Below are 16113 nucleotides of genomic sequence, written 5' to 3' on the forward strand. Positions count from 1 at the left end.
CGTTGTGACTCAACCGTACCACGGCGCGGAGCCGGTTCGATCATCCGCTCTGGATCACCTGCTCTGGATCACCTGGCCTTGATCACCTGGTCTTGATCATCCGCTGGGACTGCTGCTCGCGGTGGCACTCGGACTGGCGCTGGCGCCGGCACTGGCACTGGGGCTGGGACTGCTGCTCGGCGTCGTGCCCCCACCGGTCTTGCCGGCCTTGGACTGTGCCTCCTCGGCCCGCTTGAGCGCGTCCTGCAGCTCGTCCTGAGCCTTGCCGTACGCCGTCCAGTCGCCCTTCTTCAGGGCCTCCTGGCCCGCTTCGAAGGCTTTCTGGGCATCGTTCAGCGCCTCTTGGACCGTGGGGTTGCCGGACGTCGGTGGTGTGGTCGTCCCGGTGTCCGAAGATCCCGTGTCCGAACTGTTCGTCCCGAACACCTTGTTGAGCGCCTCGTCGAGGGTGTTCTCGAAGGCGGTCCTGCCCTCGTAGGTCACCAGAACCTTGCGCAGCAGCGGGTACTTGACCCCGGCACCGCGTACGTAGACGGGCTCCGCGTACAGCAGGCCGTCGTCCAGCGGCACGGTCAGCAGATTGCCGTACTCCACCTCGGAGTCGCCGCCCTTGAGGAGTTTGATGGCGGCGGCGATGTCCTGTTCGGAGTTGAACTTGCTCTGGACCTGTTTGGGCCCGTCGACGGTCGTGCTGGTCGGCAGTTTCAGGATTCTGATCTTGCCGTAGTCCTTGGAACCGGCCTCGGAGTCGACCGACATGAACGCACTGAGGTTGTCCCGGCCGTTGGGCGTGAACGTCGTCGACAGCGAGAACGCCTGCGCGCTCTGGTCGGGCATCTTCATGCTCAGGTAGTACGGCGGCACCGCGTCGCCCGAGTTGTTGGTCGGGTCGTCGGGCACCTGCCACACCTCGCTGCCGGTCAGGAACGTCTGGGCGTCCGTCACGTGGTAGCGGGTGAGCAGCTCGCGCTGGACCTTGAACAGGTCCTGCGGGTACCGGAGATGGTCCATCAGGTCCTGCGAGATGGCGCTCTTCGGCTGCACGGTGCCCGGGAAGGCCTTCATCCAGGTCTTCAGCACCGGGTCCTCGGTGTCCCACTGGTAGAGCTTGACCTCGCCGGTGTACGCGTCGACGGTCGCCTTCACCGAGTTGCGGATGTAGTTGACCTGGTTCTGCTGGGCGACCACCGCGCGCGAGTTGTTGGTCGCGGTCAGCGAGTCGGCCGTCGTGTCACCGAGGGTCGTACGCGAGGCGTAGGGGTAGCCGTTCGACGTCGTGTACGCGTCGACGATCCACTGGATACGGCCCTTCACCACGGCCGGGTAGGCGTCGCCGTCGATGGTCAGCCAGGGGGCGACCGCCTCCACGCGCTCCTTGGGCGTGCGGTTGTACAGGATCCGCGAACCCTTGCCGATCGCGCCGGAGTACAGGATCTGCGGCTCGTTGAACGCCACCGCGTACGCGGCCCGGTTGATCGGGCTGGAGAGGCTGACCCCGCTCTTGCCCGCGTAACTGGTGGTCTTCTCGCCGTTGTCGTCGGAGTAGTCGATCTCCTTCTGGGGACCGCCGACGATCGAGTACGTGGTCGTCTTCTCGCCGTAGTAGACCCGCTGCTGGTACGTGCCCAGGGAGCCCGTGGACGGCAGGTCGGACTCGGTGAAGACCGGCTGGCCCTGGTCGTCGGCCTCGGTGCCCTTGGCGGCGACCACGCCGTAGCCGTGCGTGTAGCGGAAGTGGTCGTTGATCCAGTTGTTCTTCGGGATGCCGGCCAGGTTCAGCTCGCGCAGCCCGATGACGGTGTCCTGGACCTTGCCGTCCTTGGTGTAGCGGTCCACGTCCAGGTTGGTCGGGAACGCGTAGTAGTTCCGCATCTGCTGGAGCTGCTGGAACGTGGGCGACACGATGTTCGGGTCCATGATCCGGATGCTCGCCGTGGTGTCGACGTCGCCCCGGAGCCTGGCCTTGTCCGTGGTGCTGCTCTTGCCCGTGTACTCGGTGACCTGGGTGTCGTCGATTCCGTACGCCTCGCGGGTCGCCTTGAGGTTCTTCTGGACGTACGGGGCTTCCTTGGCCTGCTCGTTGGGCTGGACCTGGAACTTCTGGACGATCGCCGGATAGAGGCCGCCGATGAGGATCGCGGACAGGACCATCAGGCCGAAGCCGATGACGGGCAGCTGCCAGGTGCGCCGCCACAGGGTGGCGAAGAACAGCAGCGCGCAGATGACGGCGATGCAGAACAGGATCGTCTTGGCCGGCAGATACGCGTTCGCGTCGACGTACCGCAGTCCGGTCCAGTTGTCGGTGGCCTTGAAGTCGCTGGACTTGACGGCGAGTCCGTAGCGGTCGAGCCAGTAGGCGACCGCCTTGAGGGCGACGAAGATGCCGAGCAGCACCGACAGGTGGCCGGTCGCGGCACCGGTGGCGCGCGCGCCGGGGCTGGTGACGCGCAGCCCGCCGTACAGGTAGTGGGTGAGCGCGGCGGCGATCAGGGAGAGGATCGCGGTGGCGAAGCCGAACCCCAGCAGGAAGCGGTACCAGGGCAGGTCGAAGGCGTAGAAGGAGACGTCGAGGTGGAACTGCGGGTCCTTCTGGTGGAAGGGCACGCCGTTGACCCACATCAGCCAGGTGCGCCACTGGCCGGCCGCGGAGGCGCCGGCGATCAGCCCGACCAGCGCGGTGACCGCGAGCAGCAGCCACTTCTTGTACGGCGCGATGCCCATCCGGTAGCGGTCGAGACTCTGCTGCTCCATGGACATGGCGCTCAGCGGGGGCCGCAGCCGGTGCGCCAGCCAGATGTTGAAGCCCACGGCGGCCGCCATCAGCAGGCCGAAGACGGAGAACAGCCCGATCTTGGTCCACAGGGTGGTGGTGAACACCGAGGAGTAGTGCACCGACCGGTACCAGAGCCAGTCCGTCCAGAAGCCCGCGAACATGGTGAACGCCATGCCGAGCACGGCAAGGACGCCCAGTGTCAGCAGCAGGGTCCGGACCCGCCGGGACGGACGTCCGGTCGCTCTGATCCGTGGCCCCGTCGGGCCTCCGCCGCGGTCCGGCATCTGGAAAGCCAAGGTGCGCACCTCGAAGTCGCTGTTGATCCGCTGTTGATCCGCTTTTGTTCCGTCAGGCCCCCGTGATCGGGGGCCGTCCGTGGCCCCCCGTGATCGCGAGGCCACACCTATGCAACTTACTCACGGCTTACTCGGTTCCCGATTCCGGCCATGAACGAGGCAGGATTGTGACCATGTCCAACACTCCCATGGCAGCGAACCCGCTCACCCGGGCCGTCCTCGAGATCGACGAGTACGCCTCCGGCCTCGGCTGGGACCAGCCCGCTCGCCTCTTCGCCCTCGTCGACACCGCACGGCTGCGCACCCAGGAACCGGCTCTCGCCGCCCAGCTCGGTCTGGAGGACGAGCCCGCGACCACCGGTCTCACCCCGATCGAGCAGGACGAAGTGCCAACGGACAAGGGGCTGGACGAGTTCCTCGGCACCATCGCCTGGCCGGACGCGGTGGTCGGCTGCGCGCTCACGGTGGAGCGGCTGATGCTGCCGCCGTCCGCCGAGTCCCAGGTCCCCGAGGGGATGAGCGAGGCCAGGCTGGCCAAGTGGGTGGCGAGCCACCCCGACCGCCAGGAGGTCCGGATGACGGTTGCCGTGCTGCGCGACGGCAGCCGCGACTCGGCGGTACGCCTGCGCGAGAAGGACTCGCCGACGGAGGTCCTCACCGGCCCCGAGCTGGTCCCGGGCCTGGCGGACGCGCTGAAGGCGACCTTCGAGGACTGAGACCGTCGCCGGACCGCACCCGGGGCACCGGGGGCGCCCCTCGTCAGGAAGGGCGCCCCCGGCCGCGTATCCGCCGGCTCAGCCCTTGGTGGTGCACTTCGGCAGGGCGCCGGTGTCTCCGCTGCGGATGTCCTTGAGGGCGCCGAGGGCGTCGTCGATGGTCTTGACCTTGACCAGGGTGAGCCCGCCGGGGGTGTCCTTGGCGGCCTCGGCGCAGTTGTCTGCCGGGGTCAGGAAGTACTGGGCGCCCTTGCTGCGCGCGCCGATGGTCTTCAACGAGATGCCGCCGATCGGACCGACCTTGCCGTCGTCGTCGATCGTGCCGGTACCGGCGACGAACTTGCCGCCGGTGAGGCTGCCCGGGGTGAGCTTGTCGTAGATCCCGAGCGAGAACATCAGCCCCGCGCTCGGCCCGCCGACATCGGCGAGCTTGATGTCGATGGAGAACGGGAACGTGTGATCGGTCCCGGCGGAGATCCCGACGATGGCGCGCTTCTGGCCGCTGTCGTCGGAGGTGGCGGTGGTGATGGTGACGTTCTGCGTCTTGGTCGCCGTCTTGTTCGCCTTCACGGCGGCGGCCTGCTCCTTGGCCGGGACGACGGTGAAGACGACCTTCTCGCCGGGCTTGTGCTTGGTCACCAGGGTGGCGACGTCGGCCGGCTGCTTGACCGCCGTGCCGTCGACGGCCTTGATCACGTCACCGGCGTGCAGCCTGCCCTCGGAAGGCGAGCCCTTGAGGACCGTCGACACGATCACCCAGGACTTCACCGGGACATCCAGCTCCTTCAGGGCGGCGACCTTCGCGCTCTCCTGGGACTCGCTGAACTCCTCGGCGTTCTCCTGCGTCGACTGCTGCTCCGTCTTGCCGTCCGGGTACAGCGTGTCGTGCGGCACGACCTTGTTGTCGTGCGAGAGCCATCCGTAGACCGCCTCGACAAGATTCATCTTGTAGTCGGCGCTGGTGACCCTCACCGTGGTCATGTTCAGATGCCCGGAGGTCGTGTAGGTCTTGTGACCGGAGATCTGCAGCACCGGCTCGCCGTCGTGGTCCCCGAGCGTGTTCACGGTCGGGCCGGGAGACATCTCCGAGTACGGCACGTTGATGAGCACTCCGGCGCACAGGAGCGCGATCAGCATCAGAGTGGAGGCGAGCATCGTCGCGGTGCGGCGTGGCATGCAAAGACAGTACGGGACGGGTCTGTCAGCGCACCGTCAGGGCCACCCGTCACACGCGCCTCAGCCGCCGGAGCGGGACTTCTCCATGGCCTCGCGGAAGCGCGCGTACCCGTCGAGCTCCGGCCCGTCGCTGCGCGCCCTCCTCGTCCGGTTGGCCCAGCTGCCCCACAGACCGGCACCGACCGCCGCCACAAGCGGAATCAGCAACCAGACGAGCGCCGCCATGCCGACCTCCAACCTCATGAGCGTCCGCGACTGACTGATCAGCAGATTAATCACCCGCACTGACAACGCTCACGCGAGGGGTACGGTTACGCAAGCGGAGGCCGGACAGGGGCCCTTCAGCAGGCCCCGACCCATTCCTCCGTCCCATCCGAGAACTTCTGGTGCTTCCAGATGGGCACCTCGTGCTTGAGGTCGTCGATCAGCTTCCGACAGGCTTCAAAGGCGTCGCCCCGATGCGGACACGACACGCCGACGACCACAGCGAGATCACCCACCCGCAGGTCCCCCACCCGATGCACGGCGGCCAGCGCCCGCACCGGGTACTCGGCGACGACCTTCTCGGCGATCCGCCGCATCTCGCTCTCGGCACTGGGATGACACGAATAGCCGAGCGCGTCCACGTCAGCGCCCCCGTCGTGATTCCGCACGGTCCCCACGAACAGCGCGATCCCGCCGGCCGCGTCGTCCCCCACGGCCGCGAAGACCTCGTCCAAGGAGAGCGCACTCTCCCGAATCCCGATCAACTTCACGGGATCGACGGCGCCCCGCTCCCCAGGATGATCACTCACAACAGCCATACCCCCATCGTGCCGCAAGCCCAGGACCACACGGAATACCGCTATCACCAGGCACACACGCGTACGGCTTTGGAGACTCGTACAGTGTGGTGTCTTCCAGCCCGTCCGACGATCGAGAACGACAGCCGGCCCGCACCCCCACTCTCCAGCCCGTCCGACGTTCGAGGACGACAGCCGGCCCGCACCCCCACTCTCCAGCCCGTCCGGCGTTTGAGGACGAGGCCGTTCAGGCCGAAGCGGGGGTCTGGGGGCGCCGCCCCCAGGGACGGGGGGGCGAAGGGGGCCCGCCCCCTGGATGACGGGACGGGTAGGGGCGGCGGGGGCGAAACTCCCCCTCAGATCCGCCGCCGCGCCTTCCGAGCCCGCCGCACCACGGCCGCCGCCCCCAGCAACGCGACCGTCGCTCCCGCCGCACCGGCAGCCGTCGCATCCTTGCGCCCCAGCCGCCGCCCCACCACCGTGTGCCGCCCGGCCACCTCCTCCAGCAACTCGGCCAGCACCTCCTCGTTCGTCCACCCCGGCCGCCACCCGGCGTCATGCAGCCGGCTCCCGCTCACCACCCACGGATACATCGTGTACGCGAGATCCCCGGCCGGCGACGGCGTCAGCCCGATCCGGTGCAGCCGAGCCGCGGCGCCCAGCGCCACCGCCGACGGCAGCTCCATCCGCCGGATCCCGCTGAGCTCCTCGACCTCCTCCTGCTCCAGCCACCCGTCGCAGCCGACGGCGAGTTCCCCGTCGACCTTCTCCAGGACGGCGTACTCCAGCGCGCTGCACAGATCCTCGACGTGACAGAACTGCCACGCGGGCCGCGACCCCGCGACGACAAGCAGCCGAGGCGACTCGAAGTACCTGGTCAGCGCGGTGTCGGTGCCCCCGACCAGCACCCCGGGGCGCACGACGGTGACATTGAGCCCGGGGTGCGCGCGGGGCGCCCGGCGTGCGAGCCGCTCGATCTCCAGCAGGTCGCCGACCCCGGTGGCCTCCGCGGTGGCACGCAACTCCGCATCCTCCGACAACGGCAGCTCGTTGTCCGGAAGCGCGCCGTAGACCATCGCGGAGGTGCACAGCACCACGCGGTGCACCCCGGCGGCGGCCGCCGCCGTCAGCACGGTCTGCGTCCCCCGCACGTTGTAGGCCGTACGAGCGGCCGAATCGGTCTCCAGATCAAGGTCGAGCGCGAGATGCACCACCACATCGGCCCCACGGAGCTTGTCCGCGATGGCCGGATCCCGCACGTCCAGGATGTGCCACTGGGCGTCGGCGCACTCCCCGCGCCGCTCGTCGATGGCGATGACCTGTCTGATCTCCTGGGACGCGGCCAGCCGCTCGGTGAGCAGCGCGCCGACCCCGGTCGCGGCGCCGGTCACGGCGACGACGGGCCCGCGCACCGCGGGAGGGGTTGAGTGGTTTCGCGCTGCGCGAACCTGCGGATCTGGGGAACTCACCGGGCGTCTCCAGCGGTTGTCTTCAGTACGAGCGCGTGTGACGCGTACGTACCAGGTGGCATCCATCCTGCCGCAGGCCGACTGTCGGCGAAGCACCGAGGCCCGATCGGGTCGGGGTGTCTACGCTGGGTGGTGTTGTCGGGCAGCCGCGCCGCCGGAGAGAACCGGTGGCCTTACCAGCCGAGGATTCCCGTGAGTGACACCCCATTCGGTTTCGGCCTTCCGCCGGAGGAGCCGGAAGACGGCGACGAGGGCAAGAAGAAGGACCAGCAGAGCGGTGGTGGGCAGGGACCGGCCAACCCGTTCGGTTTCGGCACGCCCGGAGGCGGCGGCTTCGGCGGCCCCGGTGCCGACAATCCGTTCGCTGCCATGTTCGGTTCGCTGAACCCCACCGACCTGGGCGCGGCCTTCCAGCAGCTGGGCCAGATGCTCTCGTACGAGGGCGGCCCGGTGAACTGGGACATGGCCAAGCAGATCGCCCGCCAGACGGTCTCCCAGGGCACCGCGGACGGCGTCAAGGACGCGAGCGTCGGTCCCGCCGAGCGCACCGCGGTCCAGGAGGCCGTCCGACTGGCCGACCTGTGGCTGGACGACGCGACGTCGCTGCCGTCCGGTTCCGGTTCGGCCGTGGCGTGGTCGCGCGCGGAGTGGGTCGAGGCGACGCTGCCCGCCTGGCAGGAGCTGGTCGACCCGGTCGCCGAGCGGGTCGGCGCCGCGATGGGCGACGTCCTGCCGGAGGAGATGCAGGCCATGGCCGGCCCGCTGATCGGCATGATGCGCTCGATGGGCGGCGCCATGTTCGGCACCCAGATCGGGCAGGCCGTGGGCGTGCTCGCGGGCGAGGTCGTCGGCTCGACCGACATCGGCCTGCCGCTGAGCCCGGCCGGCAAGGCCGCGCTGCTGCCGGTGAACATCGAGGCGTTCGGCAAGGACCTCGGCGTGCCGAAGGAGGAGGTGCGGCTGTACCTCGCGCTGCGCGAGGCGGCCCACCAGCGCCTGTTCGCGCACGTGCCGTGGCTGCGCTCGCACCTGTTCGGCGCGGTCGACGGGTACGCGCGCGGGATCAAGGTCGACACGGCCAAGCTGGAGGACGTGGTCGGCCAGTTCGACCCGCAGAACCCCGAGCAGCTCCAGGACGCCCTCCAGCAGGGCATGTTCCAGCCGGAGGACACGCCCGAGCAGAAGGCCGCCCTGGCCCGTCTGGAGACGGCTCTGGCGCTCGTCGAGGGCTGGGTCGACGCGGTGGTCCACGCGGCCGCGAAGCCGCGCCTGTCGTCCGCCGACGCGCTCCGCGAGACCCTGCGCCGCCGCCGCGCCACGGGCGGCCCCGCGGAGCAGACCTTCGCCACCCTGATCGGCCTGGAGCTGCGCCCGCGCCGGCTGCGCGACGCCTCCCGCCTGTGGGCCTCGCTCACGGACGCGCGCGGTGTCGACGGCCGGGACGCGCTGTGGGCGCACCCCGACATGCTGCCGACGGCGAGCGACCTGGACGACCCGGACGGCTTCGTCCACCGCGAGCAGCTGGACTTCTCCGAGCTCGACAAGATGCTCGGTGAGGCCGCGCAGAAGCCCGACCTGCACAAGAAGGACGACCAGGAGGACCAGGCAAAGGGCGACGACACCGAGTGAGCCTGTACGACGACGCGGTCCTCGTCCTCAAGGGATACGAGGGCCAGGACGAGCTGCGCCAGGCCTACCTGGACCACCTCGCGGCACACCCGGACGGCATGTGGAAGGCCTGTCACGCCGGCCATGTCACGGCGAGCGCGCTGGTCGTCGACCCCGAGCACGGCCGGGTGCTGCTGACCCTCCACAGGAAACTGCGGATGTGGCTGCAGATGGGCGGTCACTGCGAGCCGGGCGACACCACCCTGGCGGCGGCGGCCCTCCGGGAGGCGACCGAGGAGTCCGGCGTCTCCGGGCTGACGCTGCTGCCGGGCGGCCCGGTCCGCCTGGACCGGCACCCGATCCCGGCGCCGTGTCACTGGCACTTCGACGTCCAGTACGCGGCCCTCGCCCCGCGGGGCGCCGCCCACGCGATCAGCGACGAGTCCCTCGACCTGCGCTGGTTCGCCTACGACGAGGTGCCGGAGGTCGCCGACGACTCGGTCGTACGGCTGCTGGAAGAGACCCGCCCGCGGCTCTGACCTGGAGCTTCTGGAGACATCGGCGCATGTGTAAGGGGCGCCCGCACTGGTGGGCGCCCCTTACCTTTCAGGCCCTTCAGGGGCCCTTTCGGGCTCTCAGCTCCAGACGTTGCCCTGGTTCATGCCGCGCGCACCCTGCTGGCCCATGCCGAACTGGGCGGCGACGCCCTGACCGATCTGGGCGTGCTGCGGAGGCAGCAGTTCACTCGGCTGGACCAACGCGAAGCCACTTCCCATGAAGCTCAGCTCCCAGCCCTCCCCGCTGCTGCCCCGGCGCCGCCACACGCCCGAGGAGTGCGTCTGGGCCTGCATCTGGACGCGCAGCCCGGTGGACCAGGCGACGATCGCGTCGGCGTCGCAGTTGACGTACTTGTCGGGCGTGACCTGCATCAGCAGCGGCGCGCCGGAGGTCATCAGGGCGACCTGGCCGCGTCCGGTGATGTTGAGCTGGTACTTCCCGGACCCGGAGATGCCGTAGAGGCTGTCGACGGCGACGACCTCGTAGTGCAGCGAGGAGTCCATGGCGAGGACGTAGCCGCTGTCCACGGTCAGGCCGTCCTGCTCGACGTCCAGGACGTGGATGTGCTGGGCGAGGTTGGCGAAGTAGACCGTGCCCTGCCCGTGGCAGCGCATCAGGTCCAGGCCCTCGCCGGTGTACGCACGCGCGCGTGCCTGGTTGTGGCCCTGGTACTCGGCGTCGAACTCGACGAGCCCCTGGTAGGCGACCATGGTGCCCTTGCGGGCGAGGATGTCGTCATGGCCCTCCAGGACGACCCGCAGCATCTGCTTGTTCTGCAGGCTGTAGCGGCCTGGGGCCTGGGAGTCGTTGAAGGCGAAAAGCGGGCTCTGCATGGTTTCCTGACTCCCCCTCAGCCCCGGAACCGGAGGCGGTCGGTGCTGTCCTCGCTGGGCTGGACGACGACGATGCCCTGGCCGGAGAAGGCCATCTGGTAGGCCTCGCCGCTGCCCCGGCCGATCAGCGACTGCGCCTTGAAGCTGCGCTTGCCCTTGACCTTGAGGTTCGGGGACCAGGCGACCAGCGCGTCCGGGTCGACGTACGTCTCGTCCTCGCCGCCTCCGCAGTCGACGACGATCGGCTTGCCCCGGGAGGTCAGCGCGACCCAGCCCTGGCCGGAGATCTTGGTGTTCCACAGGCCCTGACCGGCGAACTTCGCCAGGCCCTTGACCCGCTCCACGCCCCACGTCAGATGCGCGTCGAAGGCGAGCAGGTTGGTGGCGTTGACGGAGATGCCGTCGCCGTTGAGGTTGATGACGACGACGTTCGCGCCGTAGTCGGCGAGGTAGAGCAGACCGTCGCCGGAGCACTTCATCAGCGGCGCGCCTTCGCCGGTCATCCAGTCCCGGGCGATCTGGCGCACGGCCGGCGGGTTGGGTTCGTACTGCACGAAGCCCTCGTAGGCGACCATCGACCCCACGCGCGCGAGGAGGTCGTTCCCGGTCTGCATGGCGACCTTGAGCATGTGGTCGCCGTGGTTGTCCATGCGGGCGGTGACGGGTGCGGGGGCGTAGCCCGCGAGCGGCTGGTTCATGACGGGCTCCCTCAGACCTCGTACGGCTGGACGACGATGAAGTTGCCGGGCGCGCCACGGAACTGGAGGTTGACGCTCTCTCCGGTGTCACCCGGGTAGGCGTTGCGGCGCATCCGGACCTGACTGGAGACGATCACCTGCGAGGCGGCCGACCAGGCGACGACCGCGTTGCAGTCGGCGAAGGTCGTCGGGGTCACGGGCAGCACCACGGGCGTGCCGTGTGTCTTGACGACGATCGTGCCGGTGCCCTGGAACTGCATCGTGAACAGCGCGCCGCCGGGGATGCCGTGTCCCTCGATCCGGCGGACCTCGTACTGGAGGCTCTCGTCGAAGGCGAGGACGCTTTCGGCGGAGACGCAGATCGCGTCACCCTGGAGTTCGACGGGGTGCAGATTCGCGGAGTTCTCGGCGTAGAACACCTGGCCGTTGCCGGTGCAGCGCATCAGCTGCATCTCCTGGCCGGTGGCGTTGCCGACGATCCGGCCGGCGAATCCGGCGCCCTTGTAGCTGAAGTCGACCTTGCCCTGGTAGAGCACCATGCTGCCCTGCCGGGCCAGCACCGGCTGGCCGCCGATGCCGAGGTCGACGCGGATGAGCTTGCTGTTCTGCGGGGTCCAGCGCTGCCCGGTGGGCGTCTCCTTGAACTTCTGGAGCGCCGCACCGACACCGGCACCGCCCTGGGGAGCGCCCTGCGGGACCGCGTAGGTCTGCTGCCCCTGCACGGGGACCTGGCCGAACGGCGGCTGCTGACCGTAGCCCGGGGGCGGGGTCGGGGCCTGGGGCGCCTGCGGGTATCCGGGCGGCGGGCCCGGAGCCTGCGGGGGCGCCGGGTGCTGCCCGTAGCCGGGCGGGGCGGGCGGCTGACCGTAGGGTGCGGGCGCCGGGGACGGGGGCGGCACCATGCCGGGCGCCGACGGGGTCAACGGGGCGATGATGGTGGGCGCATGGTGCACGTTCGAAGCCGGCACCGGACCGGGGGCCGGCGGCGGGGTGAAGCCCTGGGGGGCGGGCGCGGGCGTCGGGGTGGACGCGGGAGCCGGCGTCGGCGCGGAGGGAGCCCCGAACGCCGGCGGCGCGAAGCCGGGCGCGGACCCGGTCTGCGGCTGCTGCGGTTCCGGCGCGGCGGGCGCCTCGTCCTCCGCCACCTCGCCGCCGAAGTTCTTCAGGAGCGCCTCCAGACCACCGTCGAAGCCCTGGCCGACGGCGGCGAAGCGCCACACGTCCTTCAGGTAGAAGTCGCCGAGCATCACGGCGCGCTCGGTGGAGAACTCCGAGCCGTTGAAGGAGTACCGGGCCACCTCCTCGCCGCCCGCGACGATCCGGATGTATCCGGGCGCGACCTGCGACATCTGCCCGGCACCGTCGATGGTCGCCGTGAACGCCAGCTTCTGGATCTGCGACGGGATCCGGTCCAGCGTGACCCGGAAGGACTCGGTGTCGCCCGCCTGCGCACCCAGCAGCTGGATGGACTCCTCGGGCGACTTCGGCTGGTTGAAGAAGACGAAGTACCGGTCGTCCGACAGCCGTTCGTCGGCGTCGAGGCCGAAGCAACTGATGTCGAAGGTCAGTCCGGGGCCGGCGATCTGCACGCCTACGTACAGATCCGTGCCCGCCGTGAGGTCACTGATCCTGGCCTTGTGGCCGCGTTGGAATTCCCTGGCCATGCGTTACGACCGTCCCCCATCCCGAATGTGAGTGCGTCGCGCCAGGCTAACGGCTAACTCGGACATCGGAAGAAGTCGGTACAGACCCGGTACACAACCGCGCTCAGCGACCCCGGAGGGAGCGCTTCCGGGGTGTGTCACTCATCACGCGCGCCGGGCACCTGGGGCAGCCGGTCGGCCGCGACCACCCCTTCGAGGTAGCCGCGGGCCCGCTCGGTCCGCGGGTACGCCTCCAGCAGCCGCCAGAACCCGGGGCCGTGCCCGGGCACCAGCAGATGCGCCAGTTCATGGCAGAGCACGTAGTCGACGACGTACTCGGGCATGCCCTGGAGCCGGTGCGAGAGACGGATGCTGCCCTCGGACGGGGTGCACGAGCCCCAGCGGGTGTTCTGGTTGGTGACCCAGCGCACCGAGGCGGGGCGGGCCCGGCCGCCGAAGTACTGGGCCGACAGCCGCTCGGCGCGCTCGGCCAGTTCGGCGTCGCCCAGCACTCGCCTGCTCTCCTGGGCGGCGAGTTTGTTGAGCATGACGGTCACCCAGCGTTTTTCCTCCGCCTCGGACATCCGGGCGGGGATCAGCACGACGGTGCGATCGCCCTCGCGGTACGCGGAAACGGTCCGGCGGCGCCGGGCGCTTCTGCGAACCTCGATCGCGCTCGCCCCCAAGCCGCTGGGCGGCTGGCTCGTCGTGCTGCGCTGTGGCTTTCCGGCGCGGTGCAGTGGGTCGGCGGGCACGCCCCGACGTTACCCGCTGCACATGCGGGAAGTCCCGGGTCCGGGACGGTTCGGTGCCGATCCCCCACCATGCGTTTGATTTGTACGACGAATACCCACTACCTGTGGACAACTTTCGGCACCCACCGGGAGGCCCGGGCATGCTGGCACTCGTCGGCGGAGCGTGACCGGCTCCATCGGCACTCGGGGATGTTCTGTGACCTTTCGACAGATACGGGGGCCTGTCATGCATCCGTTGGTGAAGCCCGCGCTGCGGCGCGGCTGGCGCGATCTCAACACCGTGCAGTTCGGGATGACTCCCGCGCACGCGATGACACTGGGGCCGATGGACACGGCGACCGGGAGCTTCCTGGACCTGCTCAACGGCGCCCGGGGGCTCGCGCTGCTGCGCGAGGAGGGACGCCGCATGGACCTGCCGGACGGTCATGTCGACGCTCTGGTGGAACGGCTGTCCCGGGCCGGGCTCGTCGACGACGCACTCGGCGGCGGGCCGGCGGCGCAGGCGTTGCGCGAGAAGAAGGAGGTGCTGGAGCGGCTGCGTCCCGATCTCGCCTCGCTCTCCCTGATCACTCCGGAGCCCGGTGGCGCGATCGGCCGGCTGGCGGCCCGGCGCGCGCTGCGGGTGCGGGTGCAGGGCGCGGGCCGGGTCGGTGTCACGCTGGCCGCGCTGCTGTCGGGCGCGGGCGTCGGCGAGGTCGACGTGCGGGACGTGGGTCGCGTCCAGCCATGGGACGTGGCGTCGGGCGGGCTGCCCGCGGAGGCGATCGGCGAGCGCCGCGACGAGGCCGCGCGCAGAGTCGTCCGCCGGGCGGCCCCGGACCGCCCGCCCCGCCGCCCGGACCCGTCGGCGGAGGAGCCGGGCCTCGCACTGGTGATCATCGCCCCGCGCGACGACGTGCTGGTGCACGCCCCGGACGCGCGCGCCGCCGAACCGCTCATGGCCTCGGGGACCCCCCATCTCTACACGGGAGTCGTGGAGGGCACCGGCGTGGTCGGCCCCCTCGTCCTGCCCGGTGGGACAGGGTGCGCCCGCTGCCTGCACGAGCACCGCACGGACCGGGATCCGGCCTGGCCGCGCCTGATCGCCCAGTGGCGGTCCGGGCAGGCCCGCCGGGTGGCCGCCTGCGATCTGACGCTGGCGACGGCCGTGGCCGGGCTGGCCGCCTCGCACGCCCTGGCCTTCCTCGACGGAGAATCGCCGGCCGGCGCCGGGGCGCGCTGGGAGGTGTCCGTGCCGGCTCTGCACTGGCACGCGCGGCCGGTCTGGCCGCACCCCGCATGCCCGTGCGGGGCCGCGGAGAAAGCTAAGGGGGAACACTCCTCAACCAACGGGGATCCACACGCGACAATGGTGGTGCAACGGCCGTCGGCGGAGCGAGGACAGCACGCGGACGCGGCACGGCCGACTGGGACTTGGAGGGCGCATGTCTGATCTTCCCCGGAAGGCGGTCACCCGGACCGCCAAGCTCGCCGCGCTCCCGCTCGGCTTCGCCGGCCGGGCGACCTGGGGTCTGGGCAAGCGCATCGTGGGCGAGTCCGCGGAGATCGTCGGCCGGGAGCTGCAACAGCGCACCGCGGAGCAACTGTTCAAAGTCCTGGGCGAGTTGAAGGGAGGGGCGATGAAGTTCGGGCAGGCCATGTCCGTCTTCGAGTCGGCCCTCCCGGAGGAGGTCGCCGGCCCCTACCGGGCGGCTCTCACGAAACTCCAGGACGCCGCGCCGCCGATGCCCACCCGCACCGTGCACTCGGTGCTCACCGAGCGTCTCGGGGAGGACTGGCGGGAGCTGTTCCTGGAGTTCGAGGACAAGCCCTCGGCGGCGGCCTCGATCGGTCAGGTGCACCGGGCGGTGTGGCAGGACGGCCGGGTGGTGGCGGTCAAGGTGCAGTACCCGGGAGCCGGCGAGGCCCTCCTGTCCGACCTGGGACAACTGAGCCGCTTCGCCCGCCTGTTGGGTCCGCTGATCCCCGGTATGGACATCAAGCCGCTGATCGCGGAGCTGCGCGACCGGGTCTCCGAGGAGCTGGACTACTCCCTGGAGGCGCAGGCCCAGACGGCGCACGCGGAGGAGTTCGAGGGCGACCCCGATGTGGTGGTGCCCGCGGTGGTGCACCAGTGCGACCAGGTCCTGGTCACGGAGTGGATCGACGGGATACCGCTCTCCGAGATCATCTCGGCGGGTACCCAGGAGCAGCGCGACCGGGCCGGTCAGCTCCTGGCCCGGTTCCTGTTCTCGGGCCCGGCCCGCACCGGCCTTCTGCACGCCGACCCGCACCCCGGCAATTTCCGCCTGCTGCCCGGTGCACCGGAGGACGAGGAGGAGTGGCGCCTCGGTGTGCTGGACTTCGGCACCGTCGACCGCCTCTCCGGCGGCCTGCCCAGCCCGATCGGCGACTCCCTGCGGATGACGCTGGACGGTGACGCCGAGGCGGTCTACGAGCTGCTGTGCGCGGAAGGGTTCGTCAAGGAGTCCATAGAGCTGGACCCCGACGCCGTCCTGGACTATCTGCTGCCGATCATCGAACCGGCCCAGGTCGACGAGTTCACCTTCACCCGCAACTGGATGCGCAGCCAGGCGGCCCGCATCGCAGACCCCCGCAACCCCGCCCACCAGCTGGGCAAGCAGCTCAACCTGCCGCCGGCCTACCTCCTCATACACCGGGTGACCCTGAGCACCATCGGCGTGCTGTGCCAGCTGGGTGCGACGGTACGGCTGCGGGAGGAGCTGGAGGCGTGGCTGCCCGGGTTCGTGCCCGAGGAGCTCGAAGAAGAGACCGAGGCGGCCGTGGAGGCGCAGTAGGGGGCGGT

The 16113-nt window shown here is 70.2% G+C and carries 14 protein-coding genes; 5 read left to right on the plus strand and 9 right to left on the minus strand.

Annotation, left to right across the window (positions count from 1 at the left end; all coding sequences use genetic code 11):
- Positions 1-96: 96 nt before the first annotated feature.
- Entirely contained in the window at positions 97-3057 is a 2961-nt protein-coding gene (locus tag SSP29_RS03110; RefSeq protein ID WP_089098878.1) for a UPF0182 family membrane protein, read from the minus strand.
- Positions 3058-3242: 185 nt separating this feature from the next.
- On the opposite strand from SSP29_RS03110, the gene SSP29_RS03115 reads away from it, so the two are divergent.
- The gene (locus SSP29_RS03115) at positions 3243-3785 is read left to right on the plus strand and encodes a PPA1309 family protein (protein ID WP_150133455.1); all 543 of its coding nucleotides are present in this window, start codon (positions 3243-3245) and stop codon (positions 3783-3785) included.
- 78 nt (positions 3786-3863) lie between these two features.
- On the opposite strand, the gene SSP29_RS03120 is transcribed toward SSP29_RS03115, so the two are convergent.
- From SSP29_RS03120 to SSP29_RS03135, 4 genes are all read right to left on the minus strand, one after another.
- Positions 3864-4961, minus strand: a complete 1098-nt coding sequence (locus SSP29_RS03120; protein WP_150133456.1) for a YlbL family protein — start codon at positions 4959-4961, stop codon at positions 3864-3866.
- A gap of 60 nt (positions 4962-5021) precedes the next feature.
- Positions 5022-5204: a hypothetical protein gene (locus tag SSP29_RS03125; RefSeq protein ID WP_145968841.1), complete on the minus strand. Its 183-nt coding sequence runs from the start codon at positions 5202-5204 to the stop codon at positions 5022-5024.
- Positions 5205-5302: 98 nt separating this feature from the next.
- On the minus strand, positions 5303-5764 hold the full coding sequence (locus tag SSP29_RS03130) for a molybdenum cofactor biosynthesis protein MoaE (RefSeq protein WP_089098881.1): 462 nt from the start codon (positions 5762-5764) through the stop codon (positions 5303-5305).
- A gap of 335 nt (positions 5765-6099) precedes the next feature.
- Positions 6100-7212, minus strand: a complete 1113-nt coding sequence (locus SSP29_RS03135; RefSeq protein ID WP_089098882.1) for an SDR family oxidoreductase — start codon at positions 7210-7212, stop codon at positions 6100-6102.
- Positions 7213-7404: 192 nt separating this feature from the next.
- Between SSP29_RS03135 and SSP29_RS03140 the strand changes: the two genes are divergently transcribed.
- Together SSP29_RS03140 and SSP29_RS03145 are read left to right on the plus strand one after the other, a co-directional pair.
- Positions 7405-8841: a zinc-dependent metalloprotease gene (locus tag SSP29_RS03140; protein ID WP_089098883.1), complete on the plus strand. Its 1437-nt coding sequence runs from the start codon at positions 7405-7407 to the stop codon at positions 8839-8841.
- Positions 8838-9359 carry an NUDIX hydrolase gene (locus tag SSP29_RS03145; protein WP_089098884.1) on the plus strand — a complete coding sequence of 174 codons (522 nt, stop codon included), beginning with the start codon at positions 8838-8840 and terminating at the stop codon, positions 9357-9359. Before SSP29_RS03140 ends, SSP29_RS03145 begins: the two co-directional genes overlap by 4 nt.
- 96 nt (positions 9360-9455) lie before the next feature.
- Here SSP29_RS03145 and SSP29_RS03150 read toward each other — a convergent pair whose 3' ends face one another.
- The 4 genes from SSP29_RS03150 to SSP29_RS03165 all read right to left on the minus strand — a co-directional run bounded on the left by SSP29_RS03150 (position 9456) and on the right by SSP29_RS03165 (position 13307).
- Entirely contained in the window at positions 9456-10211 is a 756-nt protein-coding gene (locus SSP29_RS03150; RefSeq protein ID WP_089098885.1) for an AIM24 family protein, read from the minus strand.
- A gap of 17 nt (positions 10212-10228) precedes the next feature.
- Positions 10229-10909 carry an AIM24 family protein gene (locus SSP29_RS03155; protein ID WP_089098886.1) on the minus strand — a complete coding sequence of 227 codons (681 nt, stop codon included), beginning with the start codon at positions 10907-10909 and terminating at the stop codon, positions 10229-10231.
- Positions 10910-10920: 11 nt separating this feature from the next.
- The gene (locus tag SSP29_RS03160) at positions 10921-12573 is read right to left on the minus strand and encodes a TerD family protein (RefSeq protein ID WP_089098887.1); all 1653 of its coding nucleotides are present in this window, start codon (positions 12571-12573) and stop codon (positions 10921-10923) included.
- Between the two features lie 137 nt (positions 12574-12710).
- Positions 12711-13307, minus strand: coding sequence for a M48 metallopeptidase family protein (locus tag SSP29_RS03165; RefSeq protein ID WP_089098888.1), 597 nt, complete (start codon positions 13305-13307; stop codon positions 12711-12713).
- A gap of 226 nt (positions 13308-13533) precedes the next feature.
- Between SSP29_RS03165 and SSP29_RS03170 the strand changes: the two genes are divergently transcribed.
- Both SSP29_RS03170 and SSP29_RS03175 read left to right on the plus strand, forming a co-directional pair.
- On the plus strand, positions 13534-14739 hold the full coding sequence (locus SSP29_RS03170; RefSeq protein WP_089098889.1) for a TOMM precursor leader peptide-binding protein: 1206 nt from the start codon (positions 13534-13536) through the stop codon (positions 14737-14739).
- Positions 14732-16105, plus strand: coding sequence for an ABC1 kinase family protein (locus tag SSP29_RS03175; protein WP_089098890.1), 1374 nt, complete (start codon positions 14732-14734; stop codon positions 16103-16105). Before SSP29_RS03170 ends, SSP29_RS03175 begins: the two co-directional genes overlap by 8 nt.
- Positions 16106-16113 lie beyond the last annotated feature (8 nt).

The organism is Streptomyces hyaluromycini, from assembly GCF_002217755.1.
Lineage (GTDB): Bacteria > Actinomycetota > Actinomycetes > Streptomycetales > Streptomycetaceae > Streptomyces > Streptomyces hyaluromycini.

What these genes read in the sequence shown, in the direction of transcription:
- SSP29_RS03110 (WP_089098878.1), bottom strand. Translation starts at nt 3,057, where the DNA reads ATGCCGGACCGCGGCGGAGGCCCGACGGGGCCACGGATCAGAGCGACC.
- SSP29_RS03115 (WP_150133455.1), top strand. Translation starts at nt 3,243, where the DNA reads ATGTCCAACACTCCCATGGCAGCGAACCCGCTCACCCGGGCCGTCCTC.
- SSP29_RS03120 (WP_150133456.1), bottom strand. Translation starts at nt 4,961, where the DNA reads ATGCCACGCCGCACCGCGACGATGCTCGCCTCCACTCTGATGCTGATC.
- SSP29_RS03125 (WP_145968841.1), bottom strand. Translation starts at nt 5,204, where the DNA reads ATGAGGTTGGAGGTCGGCATGGCGGCGCTCGTCTGGTTGCTGATTCCG.
- SSP29_RS03130 (WP_089098881.1), bottom strand. Translation starts at nt 5,764, where the DNA reads ATGGCTGTTGTGAGTGATCATCCTGGGGAGCGGGGCGCCGTCGATCCC.
- SSP29_RS03150 (WP_089098885.1), bottom strand. Translation starts at nt 10,211, where the DNA reads ATGCAGAGCCCGCTTTTCGCCTTCAACGACTCCCAGGCCCCAGGCCGC.
- SSP29_RS03155 (WP_089098886.1), bottom strand. Translation starts at nt 10,909, where the DNA reads ATGAACCAGCCGCTCGCGGGCTACGCCCCCGCACCCGTCACCGCCCGC.
- SSP29_RS03160 (WP_089098887.1), bottom strand. Translation starts at nt 12,573, where the DNA reads ATGGCCAGGGAATTCCAACGCGGCCACAAGGCCAGGATCAGTGACCTC.
- SSP29_RS03170 (WP_089098889.1), top strand. Translation starts at nt 13,534, where the DNA reads ATGCATCCGTTGGTGAAGCCCGCGCTGCGGCGCGGCTGGCGCGATCTC.
- SSP29_RS03175 (WP_089098890.1), top strand. Translation starts at nt 14,732, where the DNA reads ATGTCTGATCTTCCCCGGAAGGCGGTCACCCGGACCGCCAAGCTCGCC.